Raw genomic sequence first — 15,006 nt, 5'->3', positions numbered from 1 at the left:
TAGCATTATTGACCCAATTCAGGATCAGTCCTTTACTTTTGGACAGGATATTTTAATTAAAACCAATGCATCCGATCCGGAGAATAGAATCCAAAAAGTGGAGTTCTTCCACGGCGAGCAGATGATTGCTATCGTCACCACTGCTCCGTATGAAGTAATTTGGAAAAATGCACCGGTTGGAAATTATGTGCTTAAAGCGAAAATCTTCGATGTCGAAGGCTTAACTGCTGAGTCTGCCAGAATTAACATTTCTGTGATTGCAGCTCCAGCAATTAATCAAGCTCCATCAGTTAGCATTATCGACCCCATTCAGGACCAGTCCTTTACTTATGGACAGGATATTTTAATTAAAACCAATGCTTCCGATCCGGAGAATAAAATCCAAAAAGTAGAACTCTTCCACGGCGAGCAAATATTAGCCACCGTTAGTGCAGCTCCTTATGAGTTCGCCTGGAAAAATGCTCCTGTTGGAAATTATATACTTAAAGCGAAAATCTTCGATGCCGAAGACTTAACTGCTGAGTCTGCCAGAATTAACATTTCTGTGATTGTAGCTCCAGCAATTAATCAAGCTCCATCAGTTAGCATTATCGACCCCATTCAGGACCAGTCCTTTACTTATGGACAGGATATTTTAATTAAAACCAATGCTTCCGATCCGGAGAATAAAATTCAAAAAGTAGAACTCTTCCACGGCGAGCAAATAATAGCCACCGTTAGTGCAGCTCCTTATGAGTTCGCCTGGAAAAATGCTCCTGTTGGAAATTATATACTTAATGCGAAAGTTTTCGACGACAAAGGTCTGACTGCTGAATGTACCAAAATCAACATTTCAGTGATTTCAGCTCCAGCAGTCAATCAAGCCCCATCGGTTAGCATTATTGACCCAATTCAGGATCAGTCCTTTACGTTTGGTCAGGATATTTTAATCCGAACCAATGCCACCGACCCGGAAAATAAAATCCAAAAAGTGGAATTCTTCTACGGTGAGCAAATGATTGCCATCGTCAACTCCGCTCCTTATGAGGTCTTCTGGAAAAATGCTCCCGTGGGGAATCATGTGCTGAAAGCAAAAATATTCGACGATCAAAACCTGACTGCTGAATCTACGCGAATCAACATTTCCGTAGTTTCCCCACCAATAGTCAATCTAGCGCCATCGGTCAGTATCATCCAGCCAACTCAAAATCAATCCTTTACGTTTGGTCAGGATATTTTAATCCGAACCAATGCCACCGACCCGGAAAATAAAATCCAAAAAGTGGAATTCTTCTACGGTGAGCAAATGATTGCCATCGTCAACTCCGCTCCTTATGAGGTCTTCTGGAAAAATGCTCCCGTGGGGAATCATGTGCTGAAAGCAAAAATATTCGACGATCAGAATCTGACTGCTGAATCTACGGGAATCAATATCAAAATAAAGAAATCAAATCAGAAAGGAGCTAAATTGAAAATCCTGAATCCTACAAACAATCAGGTTTATAAAACTTCAGACATAATACCTATAGAGATAATTAGAACCACTGATGAAATAAGTTTTGATAGCGTTGCCATCTACCTGGATGAAAAACAAATTGAAATCTTAGTAAGGGAACCATTCAATTTTGAGATCACAGACCTAAATGAAGGAGAGCTGAAATTGACAGCTAAAGCTTTTAAATCCGGGAAAATGATTGAAACTGAAACCGTTAGAATTTATACGTTTGCCGAATCAATTTCTTCGTCGGAAATTAAAATCCTGAAACCTTCTAAGGAGATCCAATCAAAAGAGCAGTTTACCTATTCCATTGGTCCCAATCCCACTGAGAGTAACCTAACTATTTTCCTGGATAGATTACCTAAAAATGAGCCTGTGGAAATAGCATTGTTTGATATGAATGGAAGAACTTTAAAATCTATTCAATCAAATACCGAAACAGGAAATATTACCATTGATATTGGGTCTTATTCAGCAGGAATATATTTCATCCGTATTATCGGAGGTTATGTGAACTATGGAACCAAAAGGATCATGAAAAAATAGAACAATTTATCACTTAATAAACTTTGAAAATCCCGAAATCAGCTGTTTAGCGCTTTTTTCGGGTTTTCTTTTTGAGTCATCTTACTTTGAGCCAAATTGGGAGGAATAAAAAATCAACTGCAAAAACCGGATATGCGAAATAAACAAGATAAAATCACCTTTTGCTTTCTAGAACACTGGAATAACAAGAAAAAACTTTTTCACAGGTGTTTTTCCAGCTAAACCTTCTGGCATTTTTATTCCCTTTCTCTACCAAATCTTTTAAAAAAAATTTATCATTCAATTTTTCAAAAAGTATATGAACTTCAGCATCACTTGATGCCTTTGATAGAAAAATTGCTGAGTCACCCAATATCTCCCTAAAAACTGGAAGATCAGAACAGATCACTGGTTTCTGAAAGGCTTGGGCTTCGATCACCGGTAGACCAAAACCCTCACAATCTGAAAGTAAAATTGTTGCAGTATATTTTTTATAAATATCATTCAGGGTACTCTTTGGATCATATTGTTCAAAAGAAACATGATCTTCAATATCTAAAGCCCTTATCAATTCCTGTACTTCAGAATAGTAATTTTTATAAATCGGGCTTCCTCTAAAATAAAAATGAATTTGATCGCCATATCCAAGATCAATCATTTTTTTGGCTAGCTCCAATACGTGTAGATGCCCTTTATGTGGATGAAATGCAGCCACTATTCCAAATTTTATTTTTACAATATTCTGAAAATCGTCACTTTCTGGAATATTTGATTTGATCGATATGTTTTCGTAGGCTAGCGGGACAACCTTTATTGTATCAGGTTCTAAAGATACTTTTCGCAGAATCTCATTTTTTAAAGCTGATGAAGCTACTAGAAGGCTATCACCAATTACTAAACTTCGGTAAAGTAATTTATTTAAAATATGAAACTTGATCACTTCCTTCAATTTTAAATATTTGGAAAAATTAGAATCCTTCAAATAAAAGTCAAACATGAAATCATGAATAGTCACTATTGAAGGACAGACCTTTATAAAAGGTAATTCACTAACAACACGGTGCAATAAATCAACTTTTAATTTCTTTAGAAAATTTGGCAGGCGAAGATGAAGCCAAATCATTCGATGAATAATATTTTGATTGTTTACTTTAAAAAAAAGGGGAGTAATATTTTTTAATTGTAAGTCCTGATTATTTCGTTGATTAAAAAGTACTAAAATGTCGTATTGACCAGACAATGCGAGATTTTCGCTTAAAAGTTCATCCAATCCAATTACCAAAGATTTGCCATAAGTAGCTATACCTCCTCCTACTCCTCCTACACCAGGAATAATATTTGTTAGATCCAAACAAATCGTTTTCATATGATTATAATTTGATTTTTAAAGGCCACATGGAATCTTTGCATGCATTGTAATCATTTCTCTGTGTGACACTGACAGGGTCACGCTCGATTTCAAACCGGAGCAAATTTATTTTGTAACATTAATTCATTTAAATCATAAACTAATGATTCTGATATTTTTTTAGAATCAAATACTTTGCTTGATTCCAGAGCGCCCTCAGCGTAACTTGGATAGAAATCCAGAATCCGTTTTATCGCAAAAAGATATTCCTCTACATTTAAATTCTTTTCAACCAACTCACCATTGTGTTGTGAAACTATAAAACTTGGAATATCCCCAACAGCAGTAGATACTATAGGCACACCTACGGAGAGGGCTTCTGCAATAGACATTGGAAAGCCTTCATTTTCTGAAGCCATGAGCATTATTTTCTTTTTTGAAATGACTTCGATTAAATCATGATTATCAAGATTTCCTAAAAAAATTACCTGATGGGCAATACCTAAGGCAATAGCTAGCCTTTCAAAACTTTCTCTTAGTGAGCCCTTGCCGGCTATATATAGCGAATTGGATTCACGAATTTGGATTGGAAGTTTTGAATAGATTCGAATGATTTCATCTATTCGCTTCCCATTCTCTAACCTTCCGGCAAAAATAAATCCGGACCTGCTCAAATAATCTTTCTCTTTTACTTGATGAGCGATAGGGTTTACCAATTTCTTTGCCCCGCTCATGGTCTCTCCAACGGTATATGAAATCAATGAATACTTCTTGATTCTTTTTTGAATGTGATCAAAAGCTGAAGTGAAATATTTCCCATACCAGAAACGTGATTTTGAAACCGGATTACCATTTCCATGATAAACATGCGCAAAGGGAAGACCAAATAAAGAAACCACATACGAACCTTCCGGTGTATGAGATACTATCAAATCATATTTTCGAAGCCTGGGTAATTGCAGAAATAGATAAAAAATATAAGCGAGTCGATGAGGCATCCAAGTAACTCGTTCAAAACTATCCGGAAGAGAAAAATAGGTTAAATCGTAGTACTTTGCTAGGTCCGTATCAAGATTTTTCACAAATGGACCAATACCGCCATAGGAAGTTTTAAATGAATTAGTTAGAAGAACTGCTACTGATTTCATTGTATATATATTTAAAGAGTTAGAAGTTTTTTATAGAGCTTCTCACTCTCAATCAAATTATTAAATGATTTAAATGCCACTTCTCGACCTAGCTTTCCAATTTGATCAATTTTGCTGGGGTCATCTATAAGAAATCTAAGTGCCGATACTAAATCCTCAATTGAACCCGGTTGAATCAAAAGTGCATTTACTTTATCCTTTAGAAAGCTAGGGACATCTCCTACGCTAGACACAATTACGGCTTTCCCGGTTGCGAGAAATTCGGCAAGTTTAGACGGGAATCCAGAATTTGCTGCATCTGAATTATCCCGAATTACACAAAAAATATCACAACTATTCAGCATATCATGATATTCAGCTGATGATAAAAACCCTTTGTATTCTATTCTATTGGTGAAAACTGAATTTTGGATAAGATCCATTATATGCTCAAAATCAGCCTTATTTTCCCCCTTTCCTGTTAAAACTAATTTTAAATCAGGATATGAACCACATACTCTTTCAAAAGCAATAATCAATGACTCTAGTCCGTCTTTCTTTCCAAATGATCCTCCATAGAATATTCGATTTGCGATTTTTGTTGGTTGTGGATTTATGGGGTATTTACCAATATCCATTGTAACAGGAATGTATAAAACCCTACTGAGATCATTATTGGCAGATATAACAAGATTTTTTAAATGAGTAGAAATAACCAAGTTAAGATCAATCAGAAACTGAAGGTTTTTTAAAATGAAAGAACCACTTTTAATTCTAATTCGATTAATACTTCCACCAAAACTTGCTGCAAGAGAATTATCTTCAACTATGTCTACCACTATCTTATAACCTATTATTTTGGCATAAATCAAGGGAAAGATTGTTTTCAAATCAGGGGTTTCATATAAATAAAAAATATTTTCTTCATTGCGTGAAAAACGATTGGTGATAAAGTAAATCGAAGATTTTAAATAATAAAATATTGAATTGACACTTTTGAAATTCAAATTGATTTCTAAATCCTTATTACTTTTAGGAACTTCACAATTTTCAGCCTGAAGTGAAAAATATAAATTGCTTATGTTCCCACCAATCTTTTTTGAAATTGGTTGTATCAAATTTCTTACTCTTACTGAACCGGCCATTCCCTCATATAGTGGGACTCCAAAAATCAAAATATGCATCAGATTAGAGATTTAGATTTTATATCAATTCCATAACTCGGTTCTTTATTATCAACAATCTTTAAAAATTCATTTAAGAACTTTGATCTAACTACAGGCCCAGAATGCCTTTCTTTTGCTAAACTCATAGCCCTTTGAGTGGTATTAAATTGATTGACATCATTTTTCAAAATCATCTCTAAGACATTCACCAGATGATCTACTTCATCACTTTCCGAAGTAAACGCCCATCCAAAATCATTACTATATTGGAAAATGGCAGTTTCCTTTGGGGCTAGGACTAAAATCGGCGTTCCGGAAATCATGTATTCAGGAGCCTTAGTTGGCATGGATAATCTTAAGAATCGAATCGCTTTACCTGAAAAATCACAAGGAAGAAGCAATAGATCGACATTCTGAAAAAGATGAGGCAATTGATCATAGGGGATCAATTCTTTATAAAAAGTATGCTTGAAAGACCTAACCCATGATAATTCCTCTAATGTTTGGATAAAAAAATTGACTTCTCGTTCACTTTTTTTATTAAATAGTTCTACAGCAGCCGCAAATGACTTCAAAGAACTCCCAATTCCAAAACCTGTTCGACCCGCATAAAGGATAGAGATAGTCTTACTTTTATTCTTGTTTTCATTACGAATAGGGTACCATTTATCTAGGTCAACGGGATTATGAAAAGTGACAAATTTCTTTCCAAATCTTTGTTCATAGTCTTTACCCATCAAGTCACTAATACTCATGCAACAATCAGCATGTTGAACTAAATTCTTGAATTCACCTTCTATTTTTTTCTTCCAATAATTGCCCATAAAACCATTATATCCAATGGAAGCCATCCAATCATCCATCTGATGCACTACAAATGGAATCTTCAATCGCTGGGAAAGCAAAAGTCCAAACTTGAGTGACTCACGAGTTGAGACTTGTATATATATAACATTAGGGTTGAAATTTTTTACCCAATTTATTAAACTAGAAGTTAGTTTTATCTGGGAGATAACATGTACTAAACCGGACCATTGTAAGAATGGATAGAAGATTCGGTTAACAACTTGGCTTCTAAGTCCAGGTTTTTGGAGAAAGGTTTTACTACTCGTAAACTGTGAAAACGGCAAATTTCCTGAAGGACTACTTCTCTGCAAATATTTAAAAGGAAAAATCCAGCTATTTTCTTCTGAACCAATAAAATAGTAATTATCGCAAATACCTTCAGAAATATTCCCAAGTGCATGCGATGTGCATAAAACAGCTAAGTCATCTTTATTCCAATCACAAAAAAGATTACTTAATGTAATTCCTCCCCCTGTATTAGAATTGAAGGATTGTCCAAATATGAGAATTTTAAGATTTTCCACTTTTCGATAGGAATTTATTTGGATTAATTTCTTTTAAAAAATAAACACGAATTTCCTCTTGGGATAATTCTCTAAATGACTTCGAATAACAAAACCCTACACAAATCCAAATAGAGATATGGTAGAGATTGAGACTATATACATTGGCTGGATAGAGGGAGATTAACCAAATACAGATCCAAAGAACTAATGACTTTGCCACAATACTGTTAGACTTAAATAGACCTAAATAAAGTGCAGGAAAAATGCATAAAAGAAGTAAAACTACATTGACTATTCCACCCATCATTATCAGTTGTAAATAATCAGTCTCTATAACAGTTCGTATACTATCTTTAAATACAGAATCATCAATCCCCGGGCAGTGATATCCAGCGTTGAATCCCTTTCCAACTACCCAATCAATCAAATTCATATCGTTAAAGAAGCAATTTTCTACATATTTTCGAGTATTTTCAAAACCCCTTTCAGAGATATTTTCTAAAAAAGAAAGTTCAAATAGTACTGTATTGGAAGAAAAATAGGTGCCGAAAGAAAGTAAGGCATAGGCAAAAAATGTTAGAATACTTAACTTTCTATTAGACTTATAAAAATGAATTATCAAAGATAGGGCTATGATGGACAATTGAATTAAAATTAAACCTCTTCTAGCTCTGAAAATCGAGAAGAACAAGATAGATAATAAAGTAATAACAACTAGTATTTTATATCGCTTCTCCAACAGGTCGAAATTAATTGCTAAAATACCTACTGGTACTACCAAATACTTTGCATAGGTTTCAACCATTCCCAAACTATCTAAATCCATTAAATCAGGATTCAATAAAACTGGAAGATTAAAGAATGCAAGACATAGAAAAATTATCCCCATAATTGCTATCACCTCAAATAATTTCTTAAATACTATAAGTTTAAGGGGTAAAAAAGCAATAACTGGAATAAATAAGACAAACCCACCGTAATTAAGATCAAAAAGTAGTTGTTTAAGATCAAAATAAGTTAGATCAGTAAAATCCCCTCTAGCAAGTATTAAAATTTGCCAAAGGAGGTAAATGCTAACCATTAGTGAAAAATAGGAGTGGTTAACTCGAATCTTTATCAGACTAAATAATGCGTAAAATATCAAAAAATATGAAATTAACTCAATGCCTTGATAGAGAAATGTCAATGAATAAGTAGTGATGGCAAAGACAAATCCTAAACTCAAACCGAGAATACCGATAAATAACATGCTTATCCCATTAACATAGGACTGTTTTGAAATCATAATCTCCGGTATAACCAAGATCGAAGATGAAAAGGAAAAATTAGTAACTGCTTTCATCGTGAATAGAGTTTAATAATTCTTCATGTTTTTTCATCACCTGACTTGGATGATACTCTTGTTTAACATATACATTTAAATGATTACTGAGACAAAAATGAATCCCTTGAGCTAAATCTTCAGAGTCGTAAGGCCTTGCGATATAACCATTTTTCTTGTGATCTATCATTTCAGGTGACCCCCCTAGATCAAACACTACCACAGGAACCCCACAATTTAAACTTTCAATAACAGTAGTTGGCTGATTGTCCATCGTACTTGGCAAAACAAAAACATTAGCGGCATTATAAGCTTTTGATATAGCAATCTCTTCATCCAAATAACCTAGAAAATTTACTTTGAACTCTATGTTTTGAGTAATCTGTTCACTATTTATTTCTCCGAAAACCAGTACTTCAAGTTCATCTGAATCATAAAGATTACCCAGGTACTCTAAGGCCATTTTTAAATATTTCCAGCCTTTATACGGACTATCTATACCCACCGCACCAAAGCAAACTATATATTTTTTTAAAGGCAATCCAAGTTCTATTCTAATGAGATCTTTATCTTGAGGCCTAAAAATATCAGAATTGAAATAATTAGGGATAAAGTGCACTTTTTTATTGGAAAGAAGGGAAGACTCGCCACTTAACTTTTTTAACCATATACTTGGACTAACGAAAAATACATTAGTAAATTTTTGAAATAAATCTTTTTTCTTAATGAATTGACTAAGCGCTATATCCTTATTCTTAGGAAAAACAGGACAACTGGCACAAGACATCTTAAAAGAAGAACAATCAATAGCATAATGACAACCTCCAGTCATATACCACATATCATGCATAAAAACAATTATTCTCTTATTTGTAGATATCAATGCTTTAAAGGAGCCAAGGCTCATGAAACCCATCATTACCCAATGAACGTAAATAACATCTGCCACTTTAACAAGTTTATGTTGATTAATGGGATATCCCAGTATCGGATTAGAAAACAAGCCATGCTTTTCTTTATTGTACTTGAGAAAAAATGACTCCAATTTATTATTAATTTTTGAGAGAATGCGTGATTGTACTGGTAAATAGGTAACATCATCAATTGCAATATCATCTTTGGCAAGGGACAGCACCAACGAGTTATGATTCGAGTGATGCGTAAAGCCTCTATGTAGCCTAATAGCACAAGAACCTGCTGATTTGGTGGAAAATTGTAAATGAAGGATGTTTAAATTATTCATAATTATGCACTAACTTGTTCTAAATCAACGGAAACAGGAAGCCAAGATTCAGGATATATCCCTGGAGTTTGGATATTCTTTAACCATGGTTCTGGCATTATTACAAGCTTGTCTGGATTAGTAGAAAGCCAGGCAGCCCACCAGCTGAATGTGCTATTTGCAATAATAAAGTGCTTGCACAGACTCATCAGATACATATCTATGTAACTGTTTCCATTTTTGTTATGAGATACAAACACAAAATCATCTCCTTTAAAATTATTTTTAATCCATGAAATATCATCTGAGAAAAAATAGAAAACAGGATTTACAAGTTTCGAACGAAGTTTGGCAATTGAATCTATATAATATTTAGGATCTGTTATAACCATATGGGAAGATTTCCATTCCATACTAGTATAATCCCCTCTCCTAACATGAACAGCAACTGAATTAGAATCAAAAATCTTCTTAGACAAAGTTGAGTTTTTGTAATCTTTAGGTTTATTGAAATTGAATACTTCTTTGATTAATTTTTCATGATTAATCAAATATCCTTCGGATTGCCATGTACCTATGATCATTGAATTTTTTACATTAAATACAGTGGAGTCATAGATAAACTCTCCCTTTTCATTAAATTTAGAATTATCATATTTATTATAGATGTTTATAAACCGAGACATAAACCATCTTACTAATTTAAGTTTCCAAACAGGAGCTCCCCATTCTAATAAGAAAATTTTAACTTTATCAATCGGACGTAAAGGAACGGAAAACACTTTCGACAATTCAAAACCTTGATGATGATTGTAAACAAAGAAATTACGAATACTAATTTTCGTTGGTATCCCTTCTACATCCAACACAATTGCAAGAGCAAATTGAAACATTTGATTGCCTAACCCACCATATATCGACACCTTATTCATTTTTTTTTTTATTTAAACCAAATGCTATTTAACTTACGAACCACAAGAATATGATACAATTGAATTGGCGCTAACAAATATCCATACACATTTGAGATGATTGAAGCTAAAATAATTGACCAGACTGGCAAATTCAAAAATTTAATAAAAAACAATGCTAAGAGAATAAACCCAATAGAAGTAACCAAAGAAGAATAAAATTGAATTTTAAGTGCTCCTATCCCATTTATGACATTTACAAAAATACTAGCAAACATTCCAACTGCAAAGAATATAAAAGAATACAAAGAAACCTTAAAGCTAATATCGACAATACCTTCTCCCAACCAAAAGTCATAGAATTTATTTGCATAAATCAACATTATAATGCCTAGACCAAGGAAAGGAAGAAGAATTAAAAGATAACTTTTTACTATACTTATAATCCAATTAAAATCACCTTTAAAATAAGCATCTGTAGAGCTACTCCACAAAGGGGCTAAAAATATTAGAAAAATTCCCTGAAGCGTCATAAAATATTTAAAAGCAATATTATACGAAGTCACTTCTGATGTATCAAAATATCTGGCAATCAAAAATAAGGAAGAGCCATATTGAATCATGCCTGCTAGTTGTAGGATAAAAAACTTTAGACCCAATCCCATTAATTCATTTCGATATTGGTTTTTCACAAATTTAATTTCTGGCTTAAAAGGTTTATAGTCCGTGGAAAAGAAATAGATATTTGCAATGATCAGAAAAAGAACAGGAAAAACTCCAATTGCAATTCCTAATAAAATTAACGATCCATTAGTTACTAAAGTAAAAATATAGATAATTAAAAGTGAAACCACTTGACCAATTAAATCAATAAGAGCCGCAATAGCTGGCTTTTGATCAGCAATAATAATAGTTTTTATAATTTGAAAAATAAATTGAAGACAAAAATAGGTAATTATTATAGACGCAAGCATTTTTACCTCTTTATTCAAAACAATGGGTATATTGATTAAAGTATTCCAATCTATAAAATTATTAACTAAATAAAGAAGAACCCAAACACCAACAAACAGAATAGTAATATAAAAATAGGTAGTACTCACATAAATTTTTGCAAGTTCATCATCATTTTTTGCTTTTGCTTCTGCAAATTTATTTCTCAGTCCTTGCGTAAGGCCGACATCAAGAAGGGAAACCCAACTAATCATGGATGTTAAGGTTAACCAAATACCATATTGTGTAGGGTTAATGTAGTTAATGGTAATAGGGACAATTATAAAAGAAATAAACATACTGAAAGCCTTAATCACGATATTACCTGCCACATTTTTCTTGGCCTCAACAGTACGACTGTGTCCATTTTTAAAAAAATTCGATATATTAAACCCTATCTGCATAAAGTAATTTTTTTTATTTAATTATAATTGTAATGACCATAAGTATTTTTTAGACTAGTCTTGGATCCATTCAGAACAATTAATGGATTGACCAATTTCTTGGATTTAATTACATCCTCGAAAAAATGGATATTCTTCTTTGAACTATAATCATATCGAACCATATAGATGGTATAATCCACAAAAGATGCAAGGGAAAAAGCATCTGATACTTGACCAATGGGTGCAGAATCAATAATTATATAGTCAAATCTTTCCTTTAATCTGGAAATGAACACAAAATTCTTTTTTGAGTACATTAATTCGGCAGGGTTTTCAGGTATGTTTCCCATTTGGAAAAATGTAATTCCATTTACATCATCACCAGATAACAACAAATTATCAATGGTGAAATCTGAAGATCCAAGGTAATCTGAGATTCCTTGTTTAGATTTTAAAGCCAAAGCTCCATTTAAACCCTTCTTTCGTAAATCATACTCCAAAACAGCAACACGTTTCCCAATCATTGATAGAGATTTGGCAAAATTTAAAGCAAAGAATGTCTTTCCTTCACCTGAAATTGATGAAGTCACCAAAATGGATTTTGGGGAATCAGTTATTGATAGAAAATTAAAATTTGACCGGATTAAACGGAACTGTTCCGATATGGGAGTCTTGTTAATTTTGTCAATTGCAAATAATTCAGTTTTATTGTCATAAGACAGTTCTCCCAAAATTTCAGCCTCAGTGACCCCTTTAATATCTGCTAAATTGGAAACCTTATTACCCAATAAATTTTTACTGTACACGTAGGTAAAAGGAATGACGAAAGCGAAAAATGCACCAATGAGAAAGATTAGAGGAGAATTTGGTTTGGATGGCATTTGGCCAAAAGATGCCATATCAATAATTTTTGAATGATTGGCAGGAACGGAAGCCAAAAACAAAGCAGTTTCTTCTTTTTTCTTAATGAGATAGAGATAATGTTCTTTCTTAATTCCTAGATCCCTTGTTATCTCCTCATATTGTCTTTCCAAACCAGGCGATGAATTGGATTTGACCTGGAATTGAGCATTTTTAGATTTCAAATTCCTCAATGTAATTTCCAAGGACTTTTTATTATTATCAATGTGGCTTAATATATTATTTGCAGAGGATTCTAGTTTTCTATTTAAATTAATCATAACAGGACTTTCCTCTAAAACAGATTGATCTAATCTGGATTTTTCATCTCTAAGGTTATTATAATTATTCATTAATGAGAATAAATAAGAATCAGACTTGATTAGGGAGCTTAGACCAAAAATTTCTCCAGCTTCATTGTTCCTGATGTAATCTTGAATCGAATTACTGATATCAATTTCATTTTGGATGTCAGCAATCTCTTTATTATTCACTAGAAAGTTTTCTTGATAAAACTTAGAATCATTTTGAATATCCACTACATTTCTAGAGCTTTTAAAATATTCTACTTGCTGTTCCATCGAATTCAAATCAGTTAAGACTTTGTCAATCTGACTATTTATAAAATCAAATGATTTAACAGCCACTTCCTTCTTTTCTTCAGCAGATTGAATATTATACTCATCTACCAACTTATTAAGAATCATAACACCACGCTGCGGCACTATTTCCATCAGGGACAGATAAATAATGCTAGATTTTTTGTCTTTAGTCTCAATTTTTAGTTGGCTGGATATCATTGAAGCTATTTCATTCGGTGACAAAAACTTGACAACTATTTCCTCCTTTAATTCAAATTTATCTATTGTTTTGATATAGTTTATTTTAAACTTTGCGTATTTAGTATTGTTAATAGTACCGGTTGAGAATTTTATTAATTTCTCATCAATTTCCACAATAATAAAATCTTCATTCAATGTTTTTATTAACATTTGAGGGCTTGAGCCCACTTGTGTTGGATAAATTTCAATAGTTTCGATTTCAAAAGGTAGATCTTCTTCAAAAACGGGTATTAATTTATTGAAATCCGACTTATAAAAATAATTATTATAAAGCTGAAGGTCATTTACTACCTTTTGAACTAAAATTGAGGATTGAAGAACATCAACTTCATTGTCAACAATATTTGATGTTTGGTATTCTTTCAAATCCAGCAATACAGGATTGTCCGCAAATACAGCACCTCTTGCATTATCCTTAAGCATGACACTGCTACTCACTTCATAATATGGAGTAGCATAATATAGATATATGGAAGCTAATCCTAATATTACGAGAAACGAAACAATAAATAAAGGCCATAACTTAAGATATAAATTTACATGATCCTTAAAATCTTTCGTTTCGTAATTCTCCTTTGATGAGTCATCTATTATTATTTCAGAAAGTTTCATATTATCTAAATAAATTATCAAAACTAAATATAAAAGCTACAGCGATAGAAGACAAAATTGATATGATTGCTAAAGTATTTGGATTTACATCCGCTTGAACAAGTTTATTTTTATCTGCTTCTACATAAATCACATCATTCTGTCTCAAATAATAATAAGGGGAACTAAGTAGCGCTTTATTTCCCATATCAAATCGATGGATTTTTTTTCCCTCAGCCGTTTCACGGATAAGTAATACATTATCACGAAGTCCATATACAGTCATATCACCCGCTAACCCTAAAGCTTCCAGTACTGTAATCCGTTCATTAGAGACAACAAAAGATGAAGGATTGGAGACTTCTCCTATTACTGTAATCCGAAAATTAAGAAAACGAACTTCCACTTTTGGGTCCACGACTAAAGAAGACAGTTGACTCTTCAACATCGTTTTGGTCTCTTCTCTGTTTAGCCCCGCGACTTTGACCTTCCCAAGAATTGGGAAATCAATTTGTCCAGTTGGATCAACCAAATAGCCATCAATTCTTGAGTTATTTGAGACTGGATTGTCACCAGCTGATTCATCACGAACTACCCCATAATTGAAAAGTAAATTTGATTCAGGATTTATGGTAGTAACTGTTATTTCAAGAAGGTCACCTGGTATAATTGTCGGAGCAGTAAACTTATCATCAGTGATTGTATAATCCTTTGAATTGTCTATATTATTGAAATATGACAAATTTCTTTTTGCACATGAAGTCATTATTATAACATTAAAAACCAGCATAATAAATATTGGCATTTTTAAATGAATCAATTTTCCAATGGAATATTTCATAATT

The 15,006-nt window shown here is 32.9% G+C and carries 11 protein-coding genes; 1 reads left to right on the top strand and 10 read right to left on the bottom strand.

Translation table 11 applies throughout. The features are described from left to right. The coding region (locus U3A58_RS19725; RefSeq protein ID WP_323826121.1) for a T9SS type A sorting domain-containing protein at nt 1-2,023 on the top strand (2,023 nt) is incomplete at its 5' end. A gap of 154 nt (nt 2,024-2,177) precedes the next feature. On the opposite strand, the gene U3A58_RS19720 is transcribed toward U3A58_RS19725, so the two are convergent. The 10 genes from U3A58_RS19720 to U3A58_RS19675 all read right to left on the bottom strand — a co-directional run bounded on the left by U3A58_RS19720 (nt 2,178) and on the right by U3A58_RS19675 (nt 15,002). Further along, nucleotides 2,178-3,368, bottom strand: coding sequence for a glycosyltransferase family 4 protein (locus tag U3A58_RS19720; RefSeq protein ID WP_323826120.1), 1,191 nt, complete (start codon nt 3,366-3,368; stop codon nt 2,178-2,180). A gap of 92 nt (nt 3,369-3,460) precedes the next feature. Continuing rightward, on the bottom strand, nt 3,461-4,498 hold the full coding sequence (locus U3A58_RS19715; RefSeq protein WP_323826119.1) for a glycosyltransferase: 1,038 nt from the start codon (nt 4,496-4,498) through the stop codon (nt 3,461-3,463). 11 nt (nt 4,499-4,509) lie between these two features. Next, on the bottom strand, nt 4,510-5,661 hold the full coding sequence (locus tag U3A58_RS19710; protein ID WP_323826118.1) for a glycosyltransferase: 1,152 nt from the start codon (nt 5,659-5,661) through the stop codon (nt 4,510-4,512). Beyond that, the gene (locus tag U3A58_RS19705; protein ID WP_323826117.1) at nt 5,661-7,013 is read right to left on the bottom strand and encodes a glycosyltransferase family protein; all 1,353 of its coding nucleotides are present in this window, start codon (nt 7,011-7,013) and stop codon (nt 5,661-5,663) included. Before U3A58_RS19705 ends, U3A58_RS19710 begins: the two co-directional genes overlap by 1 nt. Next, complete coding sequence (locus U3A58_RS19700) at nt 7,000-8,337, bottom strand: hypothetical protein (protein WP_323826116.1); 1,338 nt, start codon at nt 8,335-8,337, stop codon at nt 7,000-7,002. The genes U3A58_RS19705 and U3A58_RS19700 overlap by 14 nt, the downstream gene beginning before the upstream one ends. Further along, complete coding sequence (locus tag U3A58_RS19695; protein WP_323826115.1) at nt 8,321-9,559, bottom strand: glycosyltransferase; 1,239 nt, start codon at nt 9,557-9,559, stop codon at nt 8,321-8,323. Before U3A58_RS19695 ends, U3A58_RS19700 begins: the two co-directional genes overlap by 17 nt. A 2-nt stretch (nt 9,560-9,561) precedes the next feature. Then, entirely contained in the window at nt 9,562-10,470 is a 909-nt protein-coding gene (locus U3A58_RS19690; protein WP_323826114.1) for an alpha-1,2-fucosyltransferase, read from the bottom strand. An 8-nt stretch (nt 10,471-10,478) separates the two neighbouring features. Then, nucleotides 10,479-11,846 carry a lipopolysaccharide biosynthesis protein gene (locus U3A58_RS19685; RefSeq protein ID WP_323826113.1) on the bottom strand — a complete coding sequence of 456 codons (1,368 nt, stop codon included), beginning with the start codon at nt 11,844-11,846 and terminating at the stop codon, nt 10,479-10,481. A 17-nt stretch (nt 11,847-11,863) separates the two neighbouring features. Next, nucleotides 11,864-14,182: a GumC family protein gene (locus U3A58_RS19680; protein ID WP_323826112.1), complete on the bottom strand. Its 2,319-nt coding sequence runs from the start codon at nt 14,180-14,182 to the stop codon at nt 11,864-11,866. 1 nt (nt 14,183) lies between these two features. Beyond that, nucleotides 14,184-15,002 carry a polysaccharide biosynthesis/export family protein gene (locus tag U3A58_RS19675; RefSeq protein WP_323826111.1) on the bottom strand — a complete coding sequence of 273 codons (819 nt, stop codon included), beginning with the start codon at nt 15,000-15,002 and terminating at the stop codon, nt 14,184-14,186. Nucleotides 15,003-15,006: the final 4 nt, after the last annotated feature.

This window comes from Algoriphagus persicinus (assembly GCF_035156415.1).
Lineage (GTDB): Bacteria > Bacteroidota > Bacteroidia > Cytophagales > Cyclobacteriaceae > Algoriphagus > Algoriphagus persicinus.
The sequence above is the reverse complement of the archived record's forward strand: the minus strand, read 5'-3'. Positions and strand labels throughout refer to the sequence as shown.

Excerpts from the sequence above, each read along its gene's own strand:
- U3A58_RS19720 (WP_323826120.1), bottom strand. The coding sequence starts at position 3,368 with ATGAAAACGATTTGTTTGGATCTAACAAATATTATTCCTGGTGTAGGA.
- U3A58_RS19715 (WP_323826119.1), bottom strand. The coding sequence starts at position 4,498 with ATGAAATCAGTAGCAGTTCTTCTAACTAATTCATTTAAAACTTCCTAT.
- U3A58_RS19710 (WP_323826118.1), bottom strand. The coding sequence starts at position 5,661 with ATGCATATTTTGATTTTTGGAGTCCCACTATATGAGGGAATGGCCGGT.
- U3A58_RS19700 (WP_323826116.1), bottom strand. The coding sequence starts at position 8,337 with ATGAAAGCAGTTACTAATTTTTCCTTTTCATCTTCGATCTTGGTTATA.
- U3A58_RS19695 (WP_323826115.1), bottom strand. The coding sequence starts at position 9,559 with ATGAATAATTTAAACATCCTTCATTTACAATTTTCCACCAAATCAGCA.
- U3A58_RS19690 (WP_323826114.1), bottom strand. The coding sequence starts at position 10,470 with ATGAATAAGGTGTCGATATATGGTGGGTTAGGCAATCAAATGTTTCAA.
- U3A58_RS19685 (WP_323826113.1), bottom strand. The coding sequence starts at position 11,846 with ATGCAGATAGGGTTTAATATATCGAATTTTTTTAAAAATGGACACAGT.
- U3A58_RS19680 (WP_323826112.1), bottom strand. The coding sequence starts at position 14,182 with ATGAAACTTTCTGAAATAATAATAGATGACTCATCAAAGGAGAATTAC.
- U3A58_RS19675 (WP_323826111.1), bottom strand. The coding sequence starts at position 15,002 with ATGAAATATTCCATTGGAAAATTGATTCATTTAAAAATGCCAATATTT.